The 21,375-nt window shown below is 58.9% G+C and carries 22 protein-coding genes and 1 other RNA gene; 6 read left to right on the top strand and 17 right to left on the bottom strand.

The window, feature by feature from the left end; translation table 11 throughout:
- The 9 genes from mraY to rsmI all read right to left on the bottom strand — a co-directional run bounded on the left by mraY (position 1) and on the right by rsmI (position 9,069).
- Positions 1 to 1,083 (bottom strand): phospho-N-acetylmuramoyl-pentapeptide-transferase, encoded by a 1,083-nt coding sequence (mraY, locus tag QZR14_RS10730; RefSeq protein ID WP_007956769.1) that lies wholly within the window; start codon positions 1,081 to 1,083, stop codon positions 1 to 3.
- Positions 1,083 to 2,450 (bottom strand): UDP-N-acetylmuramoyl-tripeptide--D-alanyl-D-alanine ligase, encoded by a 1,368-nt coding sequence (locus tag QZR14_RS10725; RefSeq protein ID WP_311996519.1) that lies wholly within the window; start codon positions 2,448 to 2,450, stop codon positions 1,083 to 1,085. The genes mraY and QZR14_RS10725 overlap by 1 nt, the downstream gene beginning before the upstream one ends.
- A complete protein-coding gene (locus QZR14_RS10720) occupies positions 2,443 to 3,906 on the bottom strand; it encodes a UDP-N-acetylmuramoyl-L-alanyl-D-glutamate--2,6-diaminopimelate ligase (RefSeq protein ID WP_311996518.1) in 1,464 nt (487 codons plus the stop codon). Before QZR14_RS10720 ends, QZR14_RS10725 begins: the two co-directional genes overlap by 8 nt.
- Entirely contained in the window at positions 3,906 to 5,645 is a 1,740-nt protein-coding gene (locus tag QZR14_RS10715) for a peptidoglycan D,D-transpeptidase FtsI family protein (protein ID WP_250606392.1), read from the bottom strand. Before QZR14_RS10715 ends, QZR14_RS10720 begins: the two co-directional genes overlap by 1 nt.
- Positions 5,645 to 5,938, bottom strand: coding sequence for a cell division protein FtsL (ftsL, locus tag QZR14_RS10710; RefSeq protein ID WP_250606231.1), 294 nt, complete (start codon positions 5,936 to 5,938; stop codon positions 5,645 to 5,647). Before ftsL ends, QZR14_RS10715 begins: the two co-directional genes overlap by 1 nt.
- Positions 5,935 to 6,882, bottom strand: a complete 948-nt coding sequence (gene rsmH, locus QZR14_RS10705; protein WP_442967396.1) for a 16S rRNA (cytosine(1402)-N(4))-methyltransferase RsmH — start codon at positions 6,880 to 6,882, stop codon at positions 5,935 to 5,937. The genes ftsL and rsmH overlap by 4 nt, the downstream gene beginning before the upstream one ends.
- A complete protein-coding gene (gene mraZ, locus QZR14_RS10700) occupies positions 6,879 to 7,334 on the bottom strand; it encodes a division/cell wall cluster transcriptional repressor MraZ (protein ID WP_007917012.1) in 456 nt (151 codons plus the stop codon). The genes rsmH and mraZ overlap by 4 nt, the downstream gene beginning before the upstream one ends.
- A 402-nt stretch (positions 7,335 to 7,736) precedes the next feature.
- Positions 7,737 to 8,090: RNase P RNA component class A (rnpB, locus tag QZR14_RS10695), an RNA gene on the bottom strand.
- A gap of 73 nt (positions 8,091 to 8,163) precedes the next feature.
- Positions 8,164 to 9,069: a 16S rRNA (cytidine(1402)-2'-O)-methyltransferase gene (gene rsmI / locus QZR14_RS10690; RefSeq protein WP_093430688.1), complete on the bottom strand. Its 906-nt coding sequence runs from the start codon at positions 9,067 to 9,069 to the stop codon at positions 8,164 to 8,166.
- A 177-nt stretch (positions 9,070 to 9,246) separates the two neighbouring features.
- Here rsmI and QZR14_RS10685 point away from each other — a divergent pair, with 177 nt between their 5' ends.
- The 4 genes from QZR14_RS10685 (at position 9,247) to QZR14_RS10670 (ending at position 12,693) form a co-directional block, all read left to right on the top strand.
- Positions 9,247 to 11,058 (top strand): penicillin-binding protein activator, encoded by a 1,812-nt coding sequence (locus QZR14_RS10685; protein ID WP_311996517.1) that lies wholly within the window; start codon positions 9,247 to 9,249, stop codon positions 11,056 to 11,058.
- The gene (locus QZR14_RS10680; protein WP_250606228.1) at positions 11,058 to 11,420 is read left to right on the top strand and encodes a YraN family protein; all 363 of its coding nucleotides are present in this window, start codon (positions 11,058 to 11,060) and stop codon (positions 11,418 to 11,420) included. The genes QZR14_RS10685 and QZR14_RS10680 overlap by 1 nt, the downstream gene beginning before the upstream one ends.
- 104 nt (positions 11,421 to 11,524) lie before the next feature.
- Positions 11,525 to 12,118, top strand: a complete 594-nt coding sequence (locus QZR14_RS10675) for a phosphoheptose isomerase (protein ID WP_007917022.1) — start codon at positions 11,525 to 11,527, stop codon at positions 12,116 to 12,118.
- Entirely contained in the window at positions 12,115 to 12,693 is a 579-nt protein-coding gene (locus QZR14_RS10670; protein ID WP_166221262.1) for a BON domain-containing protein, read from the top strand. Before QZR14_RS10675 ends, QZR14_RS10670 begins: the two co-directional genes overlap by 4 nt.
- Before the next feature lie 51 nt (positions 12,694 to 12,744).
- Here QZR14_RS10670 and QZR14_RS10665 read toward each other — a convergent pair whose 3' ends face one another.
- The 7 genes from QZR14_RS10665 to rplM all read right to left on the bottom strand — a co-directional run bounded on the left by QZR14_RS10665 (position 12,745) and on the right by rplM (position 17,630).
- Positions 12,745 to 13,158, bottom strand: coding sequence for a ClpXP protease specificity-enhancing factor (locus QZR14_RS10665; protein WP_311996516.1), 414 nt, complete (start codon positions 13,156 to 13,158; stop codon positions 12,745 to 12,747).
- Positions 13,159 to 13,174: 16 nt separating this feature from the next.
- Entirely contained in the window at positions 13,175 to 13,792 is a 618-nt protein-coding gene (locus QZR14_RS10660; protein ID WP_007917025.1) for a glutathione S-transferase N-terminal domain-containing protein, read from the bottom strand.
- A gap of 146 nt (positions 13,793 to 13,938) precedes the next feature.
- On the bottom strand, positions 13,939 to 14,721 hold the full coding sequence (locus QZR14_RS10655; protein WP_250606226.1) for a cytochrome c1: 783 nt from the start codon (positions 14,719 to 14,721) through the stop codon (positions 13,939 to 13,941).
- Positions 14,721 to 15,932 carry a cytochrome b gene (locus QZR14_RS10650; RefSeq protein ID WP_250606225.1) on the bottom strand — a complete coding sequence of 404 codons (1,212 nt, stop codon included), beginning with the start codon at positions 15,930 to 15,932 and terminating at the stop codon, positions 14,721 to 14,723. Before QZR14_RS10650 ends, QZR14_RS10655 begins: the two co-directional genes overlap by 1 nt.
- Complete coding sequence (gene petA / locus QZR14_RS10645) at positions 15,932 to 16,525, bottom strand: ubiquinol-cytochrome c reductase iron-sulfur subunit (protein WP_007917031.1); 594 nt, start codon at positions 16,523 to 16,525, stop codon at positions 15,932 to 15,934. Before petA ends, QZR14_RS10650 begins: the two co-directional genes overlap by 1 nt.
- Positions 16,526 to 16,794: 269 nt before the next feature.
- Entirely contained in the window at positions 16,795 to 17,187 is a 393-nt protein-coding gene (rpsI, locus tag QZR14_RS10640) for a 30S ribosomal protein S9 (RefSeq protein ID WP_003205364.1), read from the bottom strand.
- A 14-nt stretch (positions 17,188 to 17,201) separates the two neighbouring features.
- Entirely contained in the window at positions 17,202 to 17,630 is a 429-nt protein-coding gene (gene rplM, locus QZR14_RS10635) for a 50S ribosomal protein L13 (protein ID WP_007917032.1), read from the bottom strand.
- Positions 17,631 to 17,875: 245 nt separating this feature from the next.
- On the opposite strand from rplM, the gene QZR14_RS10630 reads away from it, so the two are divergent.
- Positions 17,876 to 18,916: an NADP(H)-dependent aldo-keto reductase gene (locus QZR14_RS10630; protein ID WP_250606224.1), complete on the top strand. Its 1,041-nt coding sequence runs from the start codon at positions 17,876 to 17,878 to the stop codon at positions 18,914 to 18,916.
- Between the two features lie 87 nt (positions 18,917 to 19,003).
- On the opposite strand, the gene QZR14_RS10625 is transcribed toward QZR14_RS10630, so the two are convergent.
- Positions 19,004 to 20,140, bottom strand: a complete 1,137-nt coding sequence (locus QZR14_RS10625) for an acyl-CoA dehydrogenase family protein (protein WP_311996515.1) — start codon at positions 20,138 to 20,140, stop codon at positions 19,004 to 19,006.
- A 250-nt stretch (positions 20,141 to 20,390) separates the two neighbouring features.
- Between QZR14_RS10625 and QZR14_RS10620 the strand changes: the two genes are divergently transcribed.
- Positions 20,391 to 21,287: a GlxA family transcriptional regulator gene (locus QZR14_RS10620; protein WP_250606391.1), complete on the top strand. Its 897-nt coding sequence runs from the start codon at positions 20,391 to 20,393 to the stop codon at positions 21,285 to 21,287.
- The last annotated feature ends 88 nt before the right edge of the window (positions 21,288 to 21,375 follow it).

Raw genomic sequence — 21,375 nt, 5'->3', positions numbered from 1 at the left:
CTACCTCAGCTTCAGGGTGGCAAGGCCGATCAGCACGAGAATCACGGTGATGATCCAGAAACGGACGATCACACGCGGCTCGGGCCAGCCCTTGAGTTCAAAATGGTGGTGGATCGGTGCCATGCGGAACACACGGCGACCGGTCAGCTTAAAGGACGCAACCTGAATGACGACTGACAGGGTTTCCATCACGAACACGCCGCCCATGATGAACAGGACGATTTCCTGACGGACGATTACGGCGATGGTGCCCAGTGCCGCGCCGAGTGCGAGGGCACCGACGTCGCCCATGAACACTTGCGCCGGATAGGTGTTGAACCACAGGAAGCCCAGGCCGGCACCGATCAGCGCACCGCAGAACACGATCAGCTCGCCCGCGCCCGGCACGTAAGGAATCAGCAGGTATTCGGCGAACTTCACGTTACCCGACAGGTAGCAGAAGATGCCCAGACCGCCGCCAACCATCACGGTGGGCATGATCGCCAGACCATCGAGGCCGTCAGTCAGATTGACCGCGTTGCTCGAACCGACGATCACAAAGTAGGTCAGCACGATGAAGCCTGCGCCCAGCGGAATGCTGTAGTCCTTGAGCATCGGCAGGATCAGCGTGGTTTCCACCGGGGTGGACGCAGTCATATAAAGGAAGATCGCCGCGCCGAGACCGAACACCGATTGCCAGAAATACTTCCAGCGGCTTGGCAAGCCACGGGAGTTCTTCTCGATGACTTTGCGGTAATCGTCGACCCAGCCGATGGCGCCGAACAGCAGGGTCACCAGCAGCACCACCCAGACGTAACGGTTGCTCAGGTCGGCCCAGAGCAACGTGCTGACGCCAATCGAAGACAGAATCAGTGCGCCACCCATGGTCGGCGTACCGGATTTGGACAGGTGCGATTGCGGACCATCGTTACGCACGGACTGGCCGATCTGACGGTTCTGCAGGGTGCGGATCATCCACGGGCCATAGCACAGCGACAAAACCAGCGCGGTCAGTACACCGAGAATCCCGCGCAGGGTCAGGTACTGAAAGACCGCGAAGCCTTTGTAGAACTGTTGCAGATACTCCGCTAGCAGCAGCAGCATTAATGTTTCTCCAGACTGGACCCGCACAGAGCCGCAACGATGTTTTCCATCGCTGCACTGCGCGAACCCTTGATCAAAATGGTGGTGTTTGTGTCCTGCTCGGCGTCGAGGGCCTGAATCAGTTCGGCTTGCGTGCCGAAGTGATGCGCCTGTTCACCGAAAGCGTTTACGGCGTGAACCATGTTTGGCCCAACGGCATAAAGCGCGGAAACCTTGCCCCGGGCGTACTCGCCCACGTCGCGGTGCCCCTGCTCCGCCCAATCGCCCAACTCGCCGATATCTCCGAGCACCAGGACGGTGCGGCCGGAAAAGCCGGCGAGTATATCAACGGCCGCGCACATCGAGGTGGGGTTTGCGTTGTAAGTGTCATCGATCACGCGCATACCGTTTTTCGCCAGTTGCGCGACGGTGCGACCCTTGACCGGTTGCACGGCGCCAAGCCCGGTGGCGATGCCGAACAGCGACACGCCCAAGGCGTGAGCGGCAGCGGCGGCGGCCATGGCATTGGCGACGTTGTGGGTGCCGAGCAGGTTCAGTTGAACGCGTTCGACACCTTCAGGTGTGTGCAGATTGAAGGCCGGGCAACCACGGGCGTCAGTCGTCAGGTCGCTGGCGTAGAAATCCGCCTGCGTATTGCTCAGGGCGAAGGTCAGCACCTTGCGAGCACCCGCACGGGTCTTCCAGATACCGAAGGCTTTGTCATCAAGGTTGAGCACGGCGATGCCATCAGCCGCCAGCCCGTCGATGATTTCACCCTTGGCTTCGACGATTTTTTCCGGGCCGCCGAACTCACCGACGTGAGCGGTGCCGGCGTTGTTCAGGATCGCCACGTGCGGCTTGGTCAGGCCTACGGTGTAAGCGATTTCGCCGAGGCGCGAGGCACCCAGCTCGATCACCGCCGAAGTGTGCTCCGGGGCCAGTTCGAGCAGGGTCAGCGGCGCGCCGAGGTCGTTGTTCAGATTGCCACGGGTGGCCAGCACCGGACCGCGGGTGCGCAGGATGCTCGCAAGCATTTCCTTGACCGTGGTCTTGCCGCTGGAGCCCGTGATGGCCGCGACCGGCTGAGTGAACGCGGCACGGTTCAAGGCACCCAATTGGCCGAGGGCCTGACGGGAGTCCTTGACCAGCAGTTGCGGCAAGGTGCTGTCGGCGACTTCGCGCTCGACCAGCGCAGCCACCGCGCCTTTGGCGGCGACGTCGTTCAAGTAGTCATGACCGTCGAAACGCGGACCGGTCAAGGCAATAAACAGTTGGCCAGGCTGGATCGCACGGCTGTCGATGCTGACGCCGTCGAAACTGGCATCAGCCGCGATCAAACGCGCATCGAGCGCGTTGGTCAGCTCGCTGAGTTTCAAGGCTTTAAGCATGGGCCACCTCCCAGGCGGTCAGGGCGTGATCGGCCTCGACCAGGTCAGAGAAGGCATGGCGCTCGCCGTTGATTTCCTGATAGTCCTCATGACCTTTACCGGCCAGGACAATCACGTCATCGGCGGACGCGCCGGCAATCAGTTGTGCAATCGCCTGACCACGACCAGCGACGAAGGTGACTTTATCCACAGCCGTGAAACCGGCGCGAATGTCATCGAAAATCACCGCCGGGTCTTCAGTGCGCGGGTTGTCGTCGGTGACCAGCACCTGATCGGCCAGACGCTCGACCACTTCAGCCATCAACGGACGCTTGCCGCGATCACGGTCGCCGCCGCAGCCGAACAGGCATAGCAACTGACCTTTGACGTGCGGGCGCAACGCGGTCAGTACTTTTTCCAGGGCATCCGGGGTGTGGGCGTAATCGACCACCACCAACGGCTGCGTGCCACCACCCAGACGCTGCATGCGACCGGCCGGGCCTTCGAGTTTCGGCAGCACTTTGAGAATTTCGTCGAGCGCGTAATCCAGACCGAGCAAGGCGCCCACTGCCGCCAATACGTTGCTCAGGTTGAAGCGACCGAGCAGCGTGCTGCGCAGATGATGTTCGCCCTGCGGCGTGACCAGTGTGGCGCGCACGCCGTGGTCGTCGAACTGCGCTTCGCGGCAATAAAGATAGGCGCTGCTGTCGAGCAGGCTGTAGGTGATCAGGCGCGATTCACGTTTTTCAGCGGCCAGTCGCCGGCCGAAATCGTCGTCGAGGTTGACCACGCGGCATTTCAGGTCATTCCAGGCGAACAGCTTGGCCTTGGCCTCGGCGTACGCTTCCATGGTGCTGTGATAATCCAGATGATCGCGGGACAGGTTGGTCATCACCGCGACGTCGAACGCCAGCGCCGTAACGCGCCCCTGATCCAGGCCGTGAGACGAGACTTCCATGGCCACGGCTTTGGCGCCGGCCTTTTTCAGGTCGCCCAGGGTCGCTTGCACGGCGATCGGATTCGGCGTGGTGTGCAGACCGCTTTCCAGTGCGCCATAGAAGCCGGAACCCAAGGTCCCGACGATGCCGCAATGCTGGCCGAGCAGATCCAGCGCCTGCGCGACCAATTGAGTCACGCTGGTCTTGCCGTTGGTGCCGGTCACGCCAATCAGGTTCAGGTGATGGCTCGGCTCACCGTAAAAACGCCCGGCGATGTCCGACAGCTGCGCAGCCAGGCCTTTGACCGGGATCAGCGGCACATCAGTGATCGGCAGCACGGTGGCGCCTTCCACTTCATAGGCCACCGCGGCAGCGCCGCGCGCCAGAGCATCGGCAATGTGCGCACGGCCATCGAATTTGCCGCCCGGCACGGCAAGGAACAAATCGCCCGCGCGTACGTTGCGGCTGTCCAGCGCCAGTTCACGGATCAACAGATCGTGGCCGGCGTGGGGGAATATCTTGTTCAGACTTAATGACATCAGCCGCGCCCTCCATTGGCTTTCAGCGGAATGACGGGAGTCGCGTTGGCCTGCTGAGTGTTCGGCAGGTTGTCCGGGGTCACGTTCATCAGGCGCAGGGTGCCGGACATCACGCGGCTGAACACCGGCGCGGAAACCAGACCACCGAAGTAACCGGCCTTGGACGGCTCATCGATCACCACAACAATCGCGTAACGCGGATCGCTCATCGGGCCGAAACCGGCGAACAGCGAGCGATAAGAGTTTTCCGCGTAGCCCTTGGTACCCACCGAGGTCTTACGCGCAGTACCCGACTTGCCCGCCACGTGATACGCCGGCACCTGCGCTCGGAACACGCCGCGCGGCGCTTCGATCACTTGCTGCAGCATGCCTTGCATGGTTTTTGCCACGGCTTCCGGCAGCACTTGCGTGGTCTGCGGCATCTTGTCGGTTTTGATCAGGGTCAGTGGCGCCAGACGACCGTTGTTGGCCAAGGCCGAGAACGCGTGCACCAGTTGAATCGCAGTCACGGAAATACCGTAGCCGTAGGACAAGGTTGCGGTTTCAGCCTTGCGCCACTCGCGGTAGTTCGGCAGGTTGCCGACACGTTCGCCCGGGAAGCCGAGGCCGGTGTCCTGGCCCAGACCGACCTTCTGCGCGAGGCGGAAAATCGTTTCGCCGCCGATATCGAAGGCGACCTTACTCATGCCGACGTTACTGGAATTGATCAGAATGCCGGTCAGGTCGAGCACCGGACCTTCGGTCTTGGAAACGTCCTTGATCGTGTATTTGCCGATCTGCAGAGAGCCCGGATACACCTCGACGGTGTCACTCGGTTTCCAGCGGCCAGTTTCGATCGCGGCGCTCATCGAGATGGCTTTCATGGTCGAACCCGGTTCGAACACGTCGATCATTGCGCGGTTACGCATCATCGCCGGTTGCAGGTTGCGACGGTTGTTCGGGTTGTAGGTCGGCTGGTTGACCATGGCGAGAATCTCGCCAGTCTTCACGTCCATGATCACCAGGCTGCCGGCCTTGGCGCCGTTCTCGATGATCGCGTTGCGCAGCTCGCGGTTGGCCAGATATTGCAGACGCAGGTCAATGGACAACGCCAAGGGCTTGCCGGCCTTGGCGTTTTTGGTGACCTGGACATCCTTGATCAGGCGTCCGCGCCGATCCTTGATGACCTGTCGTTTGCCCGGCACTCCGGCCAGCCATTCGTCATAAGCCAGCTCGACACCTTCACGACCGTGGTCATCGATGTCGGTAAAGCCGACCATGTGCGCAGTGACTTCACCGGCCGGGTAGAAGCGGCGGAATTCTTCGATGCCGTACACGCCCGGGACTTTCAGGTCGAGCACAGCCTGGCCTTGCTCGGGGGTCAACCCGCGCACCAGATAAATGAATTCTTTGTTGGCCTGGGCTTCGAGGCGTTCGCTCAGAGCTTTCGGATCCTGCCCCAGCGCGGCGGCGAGTGCCGGCCATTTCTCTTTGGCCGTCTGCATTTCCTTGGCGTTGGCCCACAGCGTGGTCACCGGGGTACTCACGGCCAACGGCTCGCCGTTACGGTCGGTGATCAGACCACGGTGAGCCGGAATCGGAATGTGACGCAGGCTGCGCGCGTCGCCCTGACCTTTGAGGAAGTCACGGTCAACCACTTGCAGGTCGATGATGCGCCAGCAGATTGCTGCGACCATCATGCCGAGCAGCGCCACCATCAGGCGGAAGCGCCACGGGAACAGTGCGCCTTCGAGTTTCATCATGGCGCCACCATCTTCACGTCAGCCGCGCCGGGAATGTGCATTTTCAGTTGTTCGGTGGCCAGCACTTCGATGCGGCTGTGCGCAGTCCAGGTGCTTTGCTCAAGAATCAGACGGCCCCACTCGGCCTGCGCCTTGTCGCGCACGCTGAGTTCGCTATAAAGAGTGTTGAGCAGCTGCCGGTTCCAGTGCGCGCTGTACGACACGGCAATGGCCGACACGAGCACGCCGATAAACAGCAGCAGCATCAGAAAGCTGCCGCCGGGCAGTGGCTTGGCGAAAAGCTTGCTCACCGCAACTTCTCCGCGACGCGCATGACGGCGCTACGGGAGCGTGGGTTGGCTTTGAGTTCGGCGTCGGAGGCCGTCTGCGCTTTGCCATGGATTTTGATTTTCGGTTCGAACGCCACGTGGCGCACCGGCAGGTTGCGCGGCAGGTTGTCGGCTTCGCCTTTTACCAGCTTGCGCATGAACAGTTTGACGATACGGTCTTCCAGCGAGTGGAAGCTGATCACCACCAGACGGCCGCCGACTTCCAGAGCATCCAGCGCGGCTTCGAGGCCGGCTTCCAGATCACCCAGTTCGTTGTTGACGTGAATACGCAAACCCTGGAATGCACGGGTAGCCGGGTTCTTGCCCTTTTCCCATGCCGGGTTGGCGACTTTCAACACTTCGGCCAGATCGGCAGTGCGTTCGAAAGGTTTGATATCGCGACGCTCGACGACCGCGCGGGCCATACGACCGGAGAAGCGTTCTTCACCGTATTCCTTGAACACCCGGGCGATTTCCTCAGCCGGCGCGGTGTTGACGAATTCGGCAGCGCTGATGCCACGGGACGGGTCCATGCGCATGTCCAGCGGACCGTCGTTGAGGAAACTGAAACCGCGCTCAGCGTCGTCGAGCTGCGGCGAAGACACGCCCAGATCGAGCAGAACGCCGCTGACCTTGCCGGCCAGGCCTTGCTCGGCAACCACCGAACCGAGCTCGGCAAAGCTGCGCTGCACAACGACAAAGCGGCCGTCTTCGGCCGCTAGCGTTTGCCCGGTGGCAATCGCTTGTGGGTCTTTGTCGAATCCGATGAGCCGACCATCCGTGCCGAGCTGGCTAAGGATCAACCGGCTATGGCCGCCGCGCCCGAACGTGCCATCCAGATAGCAGCCATCAGGACGTACGGCGAGAGCCTCGACGGCTTCGTCAAGCAGTACGGTGATGTGGTTAAAGCCGCTATCAATAGTCACAGGATCAAATCACGCAGTTCATCAGGCATCGCGCCCGGTTGTTGAATAGCAGCAAGGTCAGCGGCAGATACCGCGTTCCATGCATCCTCGTCCCACAATTGGAACTTGTTCAGTTGGCCTACCAGCATCGCGCGCTTATCCAACTTGGCGTATTCGCGCAGACGCGGTGGAACCAGAAAACGACCACTGCCATCGAGTTCGAGGTCGACGGCATTACCAATCAGCAAACGTTGCAGGCGACGGTTCTCTTCACGAAGCGAAGGGAGCGCGCGCAACTTGGTTTCAATAATTTCCCACTCGTCGAGCGGATAGACACACAGGCACGGATCAACGGCATCAATGGTCACGATCAATTGGCCGGAACTGCGCGAATCGAGCTCGTCACGGTACCGGCTCGGCATGGCGAGACGGCCCTTTGCATCGAGACTGATAGCGTTAGCTCCGCGAAACACGTCTGCGTTTCTCCAATTTTTATCGTTTTGAGCTCAAAAAACCCACTTCATGCCACTTTCCGCCACTTGCGCACACTATAGGAATGCGCCCACCACACCGTCAAGGCGCGGATTAAAGGAAAACCCTTACAGAACGGAGATTTAGGAGCATAAAAGGAGGCGTAACGACAATCTGGCGCAGACTTTCGACCCATAACTTGAAGCAGCACTGATAGCTGCGCTCGAAAGTTAAAGTAATTTGTTAAGAGTAAGATTTTTTCGGTATTACAAAAGCGCTTCTGCTGTTGATTGAAGCAAGGTGGGAAATGGCTATTACTGCGTTTGCCGCTGCCGGACTTTCAGAGCAGGCCTGCTGATATTACACAGCCCTGTTGCCAATGATTCAAGCAGGGAAAGAAAAAGGTGGAGAGTCGATCTGTAAGCCGGGTTCTGTCTTGAACAGTCATTCGTCTACGATGGCCATCACTGGACATCTTTAGCAACCTACCCGGTCCCAGCGCGGGCCACGCCTTGGGACCCTATTTGGTCTTGCTCCAAGTGGGGTTTACCTAGCCACGAACTGTTGCCAGACGTGCGGTGCGCTCTTACCGCACCTTTTCACCCTTACCGGCGCCGAAACGCTTAGGCGGTTATTTTCTGTGGCACTTTCCGTAGGCTCACGCCTCCCAGGCATTACCTGGCACTTCGCCCTATGGAGCCCGGACTTTCCTCCCCCCCCTAATTTTCATAGAGGGCAGCGACTGTCCGATCGACTCTCCGCCGCGAAGGTTAACGGCAGAGCGCCTGAAGAACAAGCGCTAAAAGCCTCAAGACCGCTATGGGCGACGGCTTACACGCCTTTCTGTTTCTCCAGCGCGACCTGATACAGCACGTTTTTGCGCTCGCCGGTGATTTGCGCGGCCAACGCGGCGGCACGCTTGAGCGGCATCTCTTCGAGCAACAGATCAAGGATACGCATGGCTTCGCTGCTGACGGCGTCCTCGGACTCCGGCGCGGTCCAGCCAGCCACCAGCACAACGCATTCGCCGCGTTGCTGATTGCTGTCGGATTCAACGAAGGCGCGCAGCTCGGCCAGCGGTAGCCCCTTGAGGGTTTCAAAGGTTTTGGTGATTTCGCGGGCGAGCAATGCCTGACGCTCACCACCAAACACGGCTTCCATATCCTGCAGACATTCAAGGATGCGGTGCGGCGCTTCATAGAAAATCAACGTTCGCGGCTCTTCTTTAACCGCCTCCAGGCGCGCCTTGCGCCCGACCGATTTGGCCGGCAGAAAACCTTCGAAGATGAACCGGTCGGACGGCAGACCGGCCGCCGACAGCGCGGCGATAAGCGCACAGGCACCTGGCACCGGCACCACGTTGATCCCCGCCGCACGGGCCTGACGCACCAGGTGATACCCCGGATCAGAAATCAGCGGCGTTCCCGCATCGGAAATCAGTGCGACATTGTCACCGGCCAGCAAGCGGGTGATAAAGCGGCTACCTTCATCTCTTTCATTGTGTTCATGACACGCGGCCAGCGGCGTGCCGATGCCGAAGTGCTGCATCAGACGCGCCGAGTGACGAGTGTCTTCGGCAGCAATCAAGGCCACTTCACGGAGGATCTTCAGGGCCCGGGCGCTGATGTCGTCCAGGTTGCCGATGGGCGTCGCCACCACATAAAGCGAGCCAGCAGCGGAATTCAGGGAACCTGGAGCAGTCAAAGCGCACACCTCGTGATCGGTAAAAGCGGCCATTGTAGCGCGTCACGAGGCTTGCGATGCGCTCAAGCCGCGCCAGCTTTTGTGCGCAGTTGTGCGCCGCCGCAACATTTACTCCAGCTAAATTGCCCGATTCACACCAGTAACATCGCGCCCCGGCCAGTGCTTGGGTACAATTCGACGCTAATTTGATCGAGTATCAGGAACACTTACATGATCGCTTGCCTGCGGCTGTTCACTGCCCTCTGCCTCGCTGCCCTGTTGGCGGCTTGCGCCAGCTCCCCTTCCTCCAGCCTTGGCGAACTTCCACGGACCCCGGATGCCAGCATCGAGCAACTGCTCGAACAGGCTGGCCAGGCGAAAACCCCGGAAAAAGCCGCTCTGTTGCGCCTGAGCGCCGCAGACCTGGCTTATCGCCAGGGCAATGCCGGACAGTCCGCGCAAATCCTGCAACAAGTGCCGATGGAGCAACTCAAGCCCGGCCAGCAGATTTTTGCCAGCACGCTAAATGCTGAGCTGGCCATGACCCGCAATCAGCCGAAAGCCGCGCTGACTGCCCTGAGCCATCCAAGCCTGCAACATTTGGGCGAGATGCCTGAAGAGCAGCAAGTGCGCACCGGCACCGTACATGCCCGCGCCCTTGAGGCTGATGGCCAGACCCTGGCTGCTGCCCGCGAGCGCGTGTTCATCGCGCCGATGCTGCAAGGCGAAGCTGCGAGCAAAAACCACGAAGCGATCTGGACCCTGATCGGCTCGCTGCCAACTGATCAACTGCAGCCGAACAGCACCGACGATCTTGGCGGCTGGATGGGCCTGGCACTGGCGGTAAAATCCGCTGGCACCCTGGAACAGCAGCAAGCCGCGATCGACACCTGGCGCGCGCAGAATCCAAAACACCCGGCCGCAATCAACCTGCCGCTGCCGTTGACCAAACTCAAGGAACTGGCCAGCCAGCCACTGAGCAAGATCGCCCTGCTGCTGCCACAGGACGGCCCACTGGCCGCTGTTGGCAAGGCCCTGCGTGAAGGCTTCATGGCTGCGCACTACCAGGCTCAACAGGCCGGGCAGAAGCCGCCAGCGATCGAGTTCTACGACAGTTCCAAGCTGACTTCGATGGACGAGTTCTACCGCAAGGCTCAGGCTGACGGCGTACAACTGGTCGTCGGCCCGCTGGAAAAACCGCTGGTCAAACAACTGAGCACCCGTCCGCAACTGCCGATCACCACCCTCGCGCTGAACTACAGCGAAGGCGATCAAGGTCCGGCGCAACTGTTCCAGTTCGGTCTGGCCGCTGAAGACGAAGCCCGCGAAGTCTCGCGCCGTGCCCGTGCCGATGGCCTGCACCGCGCCGCGATCATGGTGCCGAAAGGCGAATGGGGCGACCGCGTACTGCGTGCGTTCAGCCAGGACTGGCAGGCCAACGGTGGCAGCATCGTCGCCACCGAGCGTGTTGATCAGCCAGTACAACTGGCCCAGCAGATCGCCGACATGTTCCAGCTGCGTCAAAGCGAAGCCCGCGCCAAGAGCCTGCAAAATGCCGCCGGCACCAACGTAGCGGCGCAGCCCTCGCGTCGTCAGGACATCGAATTCATCTTCTTGGCCGCGACCCCGCAACAGGCTCAGCAGATCAAGCCAACCCTGAACTTCCAGTACGCTGGTGACGTTCCGGTGTACGCGACGTCGCACGTTTACAGCGCCAGTGGCGACGTCAACCAGTACAACGACATGAACGGCATTCGCTTCTGCGAAACCCCGTGGCTGCTGGACACCAGCGATCCACTGCGTCAACAAGTGGTAGCGCAGTGGCCGCAGGCCTCCGGCAGTCTCGGTCGCCTGTACGCCATGGGTGTTGACGCGTATCGTCTGGCACCGCGCTTGGGTCAACTCAAAGCGCTGCCGGACAGCCGCATCGACGGCGAGTCGGGCAGCCTCGGCATGACCCAGACCCAGCGCGTTGTGCGTCAGTTGCCTTGGGCGCAGTTCGTCAGCGGCCAGGTTCAGCGCCTGCCGGACACCCCGCGCTAATGCCCGACAGGTCACGCTCGCAAAGCGGCAAGGATGCCGAGCGCCAGGCGCTCGAGCATCTGCAACAACAAGGTCTGCGCCTGCTGGCGCAGAACTGGTTATGCAAACGCGGCGAGCTTGATCTGGTCATGCTTGATGGCGATACAGTAGTATTCGTTGAAGTTCGCTACAGAAAAAACACTCAATGGGGTGGCGCGCTCGCTAGCATTGATGCGCGCAAGCAGCAGAAACTGATTTTCGCTGCGCAGTATTTTCTTCAGCGCGAGTCGCGCTGGGCCAATTCCCCCTGCCGCTTCGACGTGGTGGCCATCGACAGCCATCCGGATCAGCTGAACTGGTTGCAGAATGCGTTCGACAGTTGATCGTCGGCGTTGCGACCCGGACAATTCCACCGACAAATTTTGCTCTTTGCTTTGCGGGCTGCACATTCATGTGCCGGACAGCCGCGCTACTTAAGGTCACACAGATGGACATGCAATCCCGAATTCGCCAGCTTTTCCAGGCCAGTATCGACACCAAGCAACAGGCGATGGACGTACTTGCACCGCACATCGAGCAAGCCAGCCAGATCATGGTCAACGCCCTGCTCAACGAGGGCAAAATGCTTTCGTGCGGCAACGGCGGCTCGGCCGGTGACGCCCAGCACTTCTCTTCGGAGTTGCTCAACCGCTTCGAGCGCGAGCGTCCGAGCCTGCCGGCCATCGCCCTGACAACCGACACCTCGACGATCACCTCGATCGCCAACGACTACAGCTACAACGAAGTGTTCTCCAAACAGATCCGTGCGCTCGGTCAGCCAGGCGATGTCCTGCTGGCGATTTCGACCAGCGGCAACTCGGCGAACATTATTCAAGCGATCCAGGCCGCACATGATCGCGAAATGATTGTCGTAGCTATGACCGGACGCGATGGCGGCGGCATGGCGTCGCTGCTGTTGCCCGAGGACGTCGAGATTCGCGTACCGGCCAATGTCACTGCACGTATTCAAGAAGTCCACTTGCTGGCGATCCATTGCCTTTGCGATCTGATCGACAGCCAACTGTTCGGGAGTGAAGAATGACCCCTAATCGCCTTGGCCTTCTGGCCTTGACCCTGTGCCTCGGCATCAGCGGCTGCACCTCGGTGGTGAACGCCAGCCGTGAAGCACCGATCGAAGATGATCGTGGCACCCGCACCTTCGGCAGCAAGATCGACGACTCGCTGATCGAAACCAAAGTGGGTGTGAACGTGGCCAAGGCCGATCCGGCTCTGGACAACGATTCACACATCGTCGTCACCAGCTTTAACGGTGTCGTACTGCTCGCCGGCCAGACCCCGCGCGAAGACCTCAAGGCCAAGGCCGAACAGGCTGCCGCCAACGTGCAGCGCGTGAAGAAGGTGCACAACGAGCTGCAAGTGCTGCAACCGTCGTCCCTGCTGGCTCGTCAGAACGATGCGTGGCTGACCACCAAGATCAAGACGCAGATGCTGACCGATGCCAGCATTCCTGGCTCGCGCATCAAGGTCGTAACCGAGAACGGTATCGTCTACCTGCTGGGCCTACTGACCAAACAGGAAGCCACTCAGGCAACCAATCTGGTGCAGGGTGTTTCCGGCGTGCAGAAGATCGTGAAGCTGTTCGAATACATCGATTGATAGCCGAAACGCGCACACAAAAAAGGCGATCCATCCGGATCGCCTTTTTTATTATTTCACCACTTTCAGGCTTGGCCGGCCGCTAGGGCGCGGCGGCTCGCTGTCCGGTGGCGGCAAGTCGTCATCCGTCTCGATCTCTTCTTCGCCATCCATCGGCGACTCGAGATCGAACACCATGCCCTGACCGTTCTCCCGGGCATAGATCCCCAGGATCGCGCTGATCGGCACATACAGGCTGTGCGGGACGCCACCGAAGCGACCTTCGAAGGTCACCACGTCGTTGTCCATGTGCAGATGACGCACGGCACTTGGCGAGATGTTCAGGACAATCTGCCCGTCACTGGCAAAACCCTGCGGCACCTGCACTGCCGGGTACTCGGAATTGACCAGCATGTGCGGGGTGCAATCGTTATCAACAATCCACTCGTAGAGCGCGCGGACCAGATAAGGTCGACTGGAGTTCATAGCGGCTCCTTAAGCCTTAGCGCATATCGCGTTCGACACCAGACAGACTCGCCTGGAAAGCCTCACGCGCAAACGAGCGCTCCATATAATCAAGCAGCGGCTTGGCTGGCCGCGGCAGTTCAATACCCAGAATCGGCAAACGCCAGAGTATTGGCAATAGGCAGCAATCCACCAGACTTTGTTCCTCACTGAGGAAAAACGGCTTGTCGGCAAATAACGGCGACACGCCCGTCAGGCTTTCACGCAGTTCCTTGCGCGCCACGACACGCGCAGCTTCCTTGGACTTGGGATCCAGAATCAGATCCACCAGACCACACCAGTCGCGCTGAATACGGTGAATCAGCAGGCGACTATTGGCACGCGCCACCGGATAAACCGGCATCAATGGCGGGTGCGGGTAACGCTCATCCAGATATTCCATCACCACGGTCGACTCCCACAACGCCAGGTCACGATCGACCAGCGTCGGCAGACTGCCGTAAGGGTTTACTTCAATCAGTTTAGGCGGCTGGCGACCAGCTTCCACATAAATGATCTCGGCGCTGACACCCTTCTCTGCAAGCACAATGCGCACTCGGTGGGAATAGTGGTCGGCGGGGTCGGAGTAACAGGCCAACCGATTGGTCACGCCCATGGCGATCCTCCTCGCTTGTTGAAATTGTCGGAACCGGAAAAACGCGCGCGCCCAGAGGGCGCCTCCCGCAACCTCTGGCTGACCAGACGTTACGTTATCGGAGGCGCCCTTGGGCGCGCGCGATTAACAGCAATGCTTGAAGCGTATCAGTGCACGTCTTTCCAGTATTCACGCTTGAGCAGGTAGGCGAACACAAAGAAGAACGCCAGGTACAGCAAGACATAAGTACCGATGCGCTGATGTTGCAGCTTAACCGGGTTAGCCGAGTAAGCCAGGAAGGTTACCAGATTCTTGACCTTCTCATCGAACTGCTCTTCGTTCAGAGCACCGGATTTCGGCACGATGGTCAGTTGATCGCACGCTTCATGAGTCAGAGGCGTACCGGTCAGCGGATCATATTGCTTCTTGCCGTCTTCGACGATCTGCACCTGCTTGCAACCGACGACCTGACGACCTTGCAGGCCGACCAGCACGTTGGGCATGCCGACGTTCGGGAAGACCTTGTTGTTCACGCCCCATGGACGTGCAGGATCTTCGTAGAACGACTTCAGGTAACCGTAGAGCCAGTCGGTGCCGCGTACGCGAGCGACCAGGGTCAGATCCGGCGGTGCGGCACCAAACCAGGTCTTGGCGTCTGCCGGCTGCATGCCGATGTTCATGTGATCGCCAATCTTGGCGCCAGTGAACACCAATTTCTCCAGCATCATTTCGTGAGGAATGCCCAAATCATCGGCCACCCGCTCGTAACGCTGGAACTTGGCACTGTGGCAACCCATGCAATAGTTGGCAAAGGTACGCGCACCATCTTGCAGGGCAGCCTTGTCGGACACGTCGATGTCGACTTTTTCCAGTTCCGGACCACCGTGTTCGGCAGCGAAAGACAGCACAGGCAGCGCAGCAAAAATCAGAGCAAAAAATAACTTTTTCATCAGCCAGTCACCCTTTCCGGAACCGGTTTGGTCTTCTCGAGCCTGGTGTAGAACGGCATCAGAATGAAGTAGGCGAAGTACAGGAAGGTGCAAACCTGCGACAACAGGGTTCTCTCCGGCGTCGGCGCCAAAACGCCAAGAACGCCAAGAATCACGAACGAAATGCAGAACACCAGCAGCCAGATTTTGCTCATCCACCCTTTATAGCGCATCGATTTGACCGGACTGCGATCGAGCCATGGCAGCACGAACAGCACCGCAATCGCCGCCCCCATGGCGATAACACCCATGAGTTTGTCAGGGATCGCCCGCAAGATTGCGTAGAACGGCGTGAAGTACCAGACCGGCGCAATATGCTCTGGCGTCTTGAACGGGTTGGCCGGCTCGAAGTTTGGTTTTTCGAGGAAGTAGCCACCCATTTCCGGGAAGAAGAACACAATAAAGCAGAAGATAAACAGGAACACCACGACACCGACAATGTCTTTCACGGTGTAGTACGGGTGGAAGGCAATGCCGTCCAGCGGGATGCCGTTTTCGTCTTTGTGCTTCTTGATGTCGACGCCATCAGGGTTGTTCGAACCGACTTCGTGCAGCGCCAGAATGTGCAACACCACCAGGCCGAGAATCACGATCGGCAGCGCGACAACGTGCAAAGCGAAGAAGCGGTTAAGGGTGATCCCGGAGATCAGGTAGTCACCACGAATCCACTGGGTCAGGTCGTTGCCGATGACCGGAATCGCACCGAACAGCGAGATGATCACCTGGGCCCCCCAGTACGACATCTGACCCCACGGCAGCAGATACCCCATGAAGGCTTCCGCCATCAGCGCCAGGTAAATCAGCATGCCGAACACCCAGACCAGCTCGCGCGGTTTCTGGTACGAACCGTAGAGCAGACCACGGAACATGTGCAGATAAACCACGATGAAGAACGCCGAAGCGCCGGTCGAGTGCAGCAGACGCAGGATCGAGCCGTACTCGACGTCGCGCATGATGTATTCAACGGAGGCAAACGCCTCTTCTGCCGACGGCGTGTAGCTCATCGTCAGCCAGACACCGGTGACGATCTGATTGACCAACACCAGCAGCGCCAGGGAGCCGAAGAAGTAGAAAAAGTTGAAGTTTTTTGGAGCGTAATACTTGCTGAGATGGTCTTCCCACATTTTGGTCGCAGGAAAGCGCGCATCAACCCAATCCATGAACTTGCTCATCACGCTTTCTCCGTATCGACGCCAATGACAATCAGATCATCGGTCTCATAGGAATGCGGGGGAACTGGCAGGTTCAAAGGCGCAGGTTGCGACTTGTAGACGCGGCCAGCCAGATCGTAATGGGAACCGTGGCAAGGGCAGAAATAGCCACCGACCCAGTCTTTGCCCAGATCCGCAGGTGCCACTTCGGGACGGAAGGTTGGCGAGCAACCAAGGTGTGTGCAAATCCCGATCAGCAGCAGAATTTCCGGCTTGATCGAACGCACTTCAGGGTCGACATAGGTGGGTTGCGTGGAGTTTTTGGAGGTCGGATCGGAGAGCTGGCCCTCGATCTTCTTGAGATTCCCCAGAATTTCCTCAGTACGGCGGACAATGAACACCGGCTGGCCGCGCCATTCAGCAATCATCTGCTGTCCCGGCTCGATTTTGCTGACATTCACTTTCACCGGTGCACCGGCGGCTTTCGCCTTGGCACTGGGAAACCATGACCCCACGAACGGGACCGCAGCCCCCACCGCTCCTGCAGCACCCACCACGGATGTGGCTGCTACCAAGAAGCGACGCCGGCCTGCATTCACGCCGTCATTGCTCATTCAGTCCTCTCCCATCAGCTTTTGTGGCCTGTTAAATCAGGCATCTACTAAATAAATCAATGTTACTTATAAAAATTTTGCCGAATGGTAATGAAAAGCCCCAATTCTGACAAGGGAATTACCCGGAGCTCTTACCCTCAAGCCTTGCAGTATAGGGGGTCTACGGAAGTGGCAAGTTGTCGCAGCGCAATTCTTTGATAAATCACAGGCATAAAAAAACGCCCGCTTCCGTGAGGAGGCGGGCGTTCTTTTTGAACGCGGAAGCGGAATTAACGCTTCGAGTACTGCGGACGCTTACGCGCTTTACGCAGACCAACTTTCTTACGTTCAACTTCACGGGCGTCGCGAGTAACGAAGCCAGCTTTGCGCAGAGCGCCACGCAGGGTTTCGTCGTAGTCCATCAGAGCGCGAGTGATGCCGTGGCGGATTGCGCCAGCCTGACCACTTACACCACCGCCGATCACGGTGACGTAGATGTCGAACTTCTCGACAGTCTCGGTCAGCTCCAGCGGCTGACGAACTACCATGCGGGCAGTTTCGCGGCCGAAGAAGTTATCCAGCGAACGGTTGTTGATGGAGATGTTACCAGTACCCGGACGCAGGAAAACGCGTGCGGTTGCGGTCTTGCGACGGCCAGTGCCGTAATTTTGAGTCGCCGACATAATGTACTATTCCGTTAAAACTTCAGTTCTTGGGGCTGCTGAGCAGTATGTGGGTGTGCAGCGCCCGCATAGACTTTCAGCTTACGGTACATGTCGCGACCCAGTGGGTTTTTAGGCAGCATGCCTTTAACCGCGGTCTCGATCACGCGCTCAGGGGCTTTAGCGATCAGCTTTTCAAAGTTGATCGACTTGATGCCGCCCGGGAAACCGGAGTGGGAGTAGTACATTTTGTCAGTGGTTTTAGCACCGGTAACACGAATCTGCTCAGCGTTGATGACGACGATGTAGTCGCCGGTGTCAACGTGAGGAGTGTACTCAGGCTTGTGCTTGCCACGCAGACGGCTCGCGATTTCGGTGGCCAGACGACCCAGGGTCTGACCAGCAGCGTCGACGACAAACCAGTCGCGCTTTACTGTTTCCGGTTTAGCAGTAAAAGTTTTCATTCTTTATAGCCTCAGGGGCCGCCCTGTAAATTAGACGGCGGATCTTACTGAATAGTGCGTACTTTGACAAGTCAAAGGCAGCCGGATACAGACGCTTTCGGGGGCTCGGGTCGGCGCGTCCGTTCAACGGCAAGATTCTTCGGCGGCGGCGCATCACTTCCACTGCAGAAAGAGGTCGGCAATTATGCAGATTGCGAAAAATATTTCAACCTGCTTTTATGATTGTTTTGCCCAAGGAGCACCCGATGGACTATCGCCAGCTAGGCCGTACCGACCTGAACGTGAGTGCAATCTGCCTCGGCACCATGACCTGGGGCGAGCAAAACACTGAAGCTGAAGCCTTCGCTCAGATCGAACGGGCCAAAGAAGCCGGGATCAATTTCATCGACACCGCCGAGATGTACCCGGTGCCACCAAAAGCCGAAACCTACGCCACCACTGAGCGCTATATTGGCAATTACTTCAAAAGTCGCGGCGACCGTGCCGACTGGATCCTCGCCAGCAAGATCGCCGGCCCCGGCAACACCATCGACTACATCCGCGACAAAAACCTGCGCCACAACCGCCAGCACATCATTGCAGCCGTCGACGCCAGCCTTGAGCGCCTGCAGACCGACTACATCGATCTGTATCAATTGCACTGGCCGGAGCGCAGCACCAACTTTTTCGGACAGCTGGGCTACAAACACAAGATCGAAGCTAACCTGACCCCGCTTGAAGACACCCTCGAAGCACTCGACGAGCAAGTGAAAGCCGGCAAGATCCGCCACATCGGTCTGTCCAACGAAACCCCTTGGGGCACCATGCGTTTTCTGGCATTGGCCGAAGCCCGTGGCTGGCCGCGCGCGGTGTCAATCCAGAACCCGTACAACCTGCTCAACCGCAGCTTTGAAGTGGGCCTGGCAGAAATCGCCATCCGCGAACAATGTGGCCTGCTGGCCTATTCGCCGCTGGCGTTTGGTTTTCTCTCAGGCAAATACGAAGGTGGCGCCCGTCCGCCGAAAGGGCGCCTGAGCCTCTACAGTCGCTTCAGCCGCTATTTCAATGCCCAGTCGGAAGCAGCCTGCAGCCGTTATGTTGCGCTGGCCCGTGAACACGGTCTGGATCCGGCGCAGATGGCGCTGGCGTTCGTCACTCAGCAACCGTTCGTCACCAGCAACATCATTGGCGCAACAACGCTGGAGCAACTGGACAGCAACATTGCCAGCTTCGATCTGAAGCTGTCGGATGAAGTGCTGGAGGGGATCGAGGCGATTCACAAGGATCATCCGAATCCTGCGCCGTAAGTAAAAAGATCGCAGCCTTCGGCAGCTCCTACAGGGTTCACGCACATCCTGTGCAGGAGCTGCCGCGGGCTGCGATCTTTTTGGCTATTAAAGCGACCGCGCAATAATCTCCTTCATGATTTCATTGGTGCCGGCATAAATCCGCTGCACCCGCGCATCCGCCCACGCCCGGGCCACCGGGTACTCCCACATGAAGCCGTAGCCACCATGCAACTGCACGCACTCGTCGAGCACCTTGCATTGCAGATCGGTGCCCCAGTATTTCGCCATCGCCGCCGTCGGCACGTCGAGCTTGCCTTGCAGGTGCAGTTCCAGACATTTATCGACGAACACTCGGCCGATCTGAATTTCAGTCGCCATCTCTGCCAGCTTGAAGCGGGTGTTCTGGAAGTCGGCAATGGCTTTGCCGAACGCCTTGCGATCGCGGGTGTAATCAAGCGTCCATTGCAACGCAGCTTCAGCTGAAGCCAGGCCACCGATCGCCACAGTCAGACGTTCCTGAGGCAGTTCCTGCATCAGATAAGCGAACCCGGCCCCGGCCTGCCCCAGCAGGTTTTCTTTCGGCACGCGCACGTCTTGGAAAAACAATTCCGACGTGTCCTGCGCCTTCATACCAACCTTCTCGAGGCGCTTGCCCTTGTCGAAACCCGGCGTGCCTGCTTCCACCAGAAACAAGCTGGTGCCCTTGGCGCCGGCCTTCGGATCGGTCTTGGCGACCACGATAACCAGATCAGCCAAAAAGCCATTGGTGATAAAGGTTTTCGATCCGTTGATCACATAGTCGTCACCGTCCAGCACAGCCGTGGTCTTAACGCCTTGCAGATCGGAACCCGCTCCCGGCTCGGTCATGGCGATGGCTGTGACCATCTCGCCCGAAACCAGTTTCGGCAGGTATTTTTGCTTCAGTGCTTCACTGCCGTAATGCAGGATGTACGGCGCAACAATGTCCGAATGCAGCGAGAAACCGATACCGGTCAGGCCTAGTCGCCCGACCTCCTCGATCACCACCGCACTGTAGAGAAAATCCGCCCCCAGCCCGCCGTACTCTTCCGGCAGGTGCGAGCAGAGCATTCCCGCCTCCCCTGCCTTGTTCCAGAGCTTACGGTCGATATGGCCTTGTTTCTCCCATTGCGCATGGAACGGCACCGCCTCTTTTTCGAGGAAGGTTCGTACGCTGTTGCGAAACAATTCGTGCTCGGGGCTGAACAAGGTTCTGGGGATCATGCGGCACCTTTCTTTGTTGTTGGAGGGAGATGACCTTCAGAGACTAAGCCTCCCTTCTGACACGGGACACTGGACACATCCGACAAAAAATAAGACGATCCAGCCGTCTGGTGACCACTTTCCCTTATAAAAACAAAACAAAAGTTGAATTATGTCCAAGCAAGTCTCCACGCCCTTGCGGCGCGTCAGCATCCTGGCAATCGACCGGGTTTTCGCCTCCACTCTCATGCAAGCCAAGGATTTCTTCCATCTGGCCAGCCTGCGTTATGGCAAACAACTGGGCCACGGCCTGACGCCAGCCTTCGAAACACGGCTGGTCAGCCCCGACGGCAAACCGGTGAACAGCTTCAGTGACGTCGTGATGCCCGTCGATGGCGGCCTGGAAAACGCCGATGTCATTATTCTCCCGGCGTTCTGGGACGATTTCGATACGCTGTGCAGCCGTTATCCACAAGTCCTGCCGTGGCTGCGCGAACAGCATGCCCGAGGCGCAGTGTTGTGCGGCGAAGCCACCGGGGTGTTCTGGCTGGCGGAGGCCGGCCTGCTCAATGGCAAGGAAGCGACCACCTACTGGCGCTTCTTCAATGCCTTCGCCGAGCGCTTCCCCAAGGTCTACCTCAATCAGGACAAGCACCTGACCGACGCCGACAACTTGTATTGCGCCGGCGGCACCACCTCAGCCTGCGACCTGTACATCTACTTGATCGAGCGTTTCTGCGGGGCCAACGTGGCGCAAGCCGTGGCCCGTGACATTCTCTACGAAGTGCAACGCAACTATGCGCCGGGACGCATCGGTTTTGGCGGGCAGAAGCTGCACCAGGACGTGATCATCCTGCAGATCCAGCACTGGCTCGAAGAGCACTTCGCCGACAAATTCCGCTTCGAAGACGTCGCCCGCGAGCACGGCATGAGCATCCGCAACTTCATGCGCCGCTTCCAGACCGCCACCGGGGACAAACCGCTGCACTACCTGCAACGGCTGCGTATCGAAACCGCGAAAGGCCTGCTGTCCGGGAGCCGCAAGAGCATCAAGACCATCAGCTATGAGGTCGGTTACGACGATGCGAGCTTCTTTGCGCGGCTGTTCCGGCAGCACACTGGACTGTCGCCGAATCAGTATCGGCAGCAGTTTCAGCAGGCAGCCTAAAAGCAAAAGATCGCAGCCTGCGGCAGCTCCTACAGAATGGTGTACACCTGTAGGAGCTGGCGAAGCCTGCGATCTTTTGATCTTCAGC

The organism is Pseudomonas sp. rhizo66 (assembly GCF_031931925.1).
GTDB lineage: Bacteria > Pseudomonadota > Gammaproteobacteria > Pseudomonadales > Pseudomonadaceae > Aquipseudomonas.
The sequence above is the reverse complement of the archived record's forward strand: the minus strand, read 5'-3'. Positions and strand labels throughout refer to the sequence as shown.

Coding starts and splice junctions, on each gene's coding strand:
- QZR14_RS10630 (WP_250606224.1), top strand. CDS start 17,876: ATGGACTATCGCCAGCTAGGCCGTACCGACCTGAACGTGAGTGCAATC.
- rplM (WP_007917032.1), bottom strand. CDS start 17,630: ATGAAAACTTTTACTGCTAAACCGGAAACAGTAAAGCGCGACTGGTTT.
- QZR14_RS10680 (WP_250606228.1), top strand. CDS start 11,058: ATGCCCGACAGGTCACGCTCGCAAAGCGGCAAGGATGCCGAGCGCCAG.
- QZR14_RS10720 (WP_311996518.1), bottom strand. CDS start 3,906: ATGTCATTAAGTCTGAACAAGATATTCCCCCACGCCGGCCACGATCTG.
- QZR14_RS10625 (WP_311996515.1), bottom strand. CDS start 20,140: ATGATCCCCAGAACCTTGTTCAGCCCCGAGCACGAATTGTTTCGCAAC.
- rpsI (WP_003205364.1), bottom strand. CDS start 17,187: ATGTCGGCGACTCAAAATTACGGCACTGGCCGTCGCAAGACCGCAACC.
- QZR14_RS10665 (WP_311996516.1), bottom strand. CDS start 13,158: ATGAACTCCAGTCGACCTTATCTGGTCCGCGCGCTCTACGAGTGGATT.
- QZR14_RS10725 (WP_311996519.1), bottom strand. CDS start 2,450: ATGCTTAAAGCCTTGAAACTCAGCGAGCTGACCAACGCGCTCGATGCG.
- QZR14_RS10660 (WP_007917025.1), bottom strand. CDS start 13,792: ATGGGCGTGACCAATCGGTTGGCCTGTTACTCCGACCCCGCCGACCAC.
- QZR14_RS10655 (WP_250606226.1), bottom strand. CDS start 14,721: ATGAAAAAGTTATTTTTTGCTCTGATTTTTGCTGCGCTGCCTGTGCTG.
- QZR14_RS10715 (WP_250606392.1), bottom strand. CDS start 5,645: ATGAAACTCGAAGGCGCACTGTTCCCGTGGCGCTTCCGCCTGATGGTG.
- QZR14_RS10685 (WP_311996517.1), top strand. CDS start 9,247: ATGATCGCTTGCCTGCGGCTGTTCACTGCCCTCTGCCTCGCTGCCCTG.
- QZR14_RS10670 (WP_166221262.1), top strand. CDS start 12,115: ATGACCCCTAATCGCCTTGGCCTTCTGGCCTTGACCCTGTGCCTCGGC.
- rsmI (WP_093430688.1), bottom strand. CDS start 9,069: ATGGCCGCTTTTACCGATCACGAGGTGTGCGCTTTGACTGCTCCAGGT.
- mraY (WP_007956769.1), bottom strand. CDS start 1,083: ATGCTGCTGCTGCTAGCGGAGTATCTGCAACAGTTCTACAAAGGCTTC.
- QZR14_RS10650 (WP_250606225.1), bottom strand. CDS start 15,932: ATGAGCAAGTTCATGGATTGGGTTGATGCGCGCTTTCCTGCGACCAAA.
- QZR14_RS10675 (WP_007917022.1), top strand. CDS start 11,525: ATGGACATGCAATCCCGAATTCGCCAGCTTTTCCAGGCCAGTATCGAC.
- petA (WP_007917031.1), bottom strand. CDS start 16,525: ATGAGCAATGACGGCGTGAATGCAGGCCGGCGTCGCTTCTTGGTAGCA.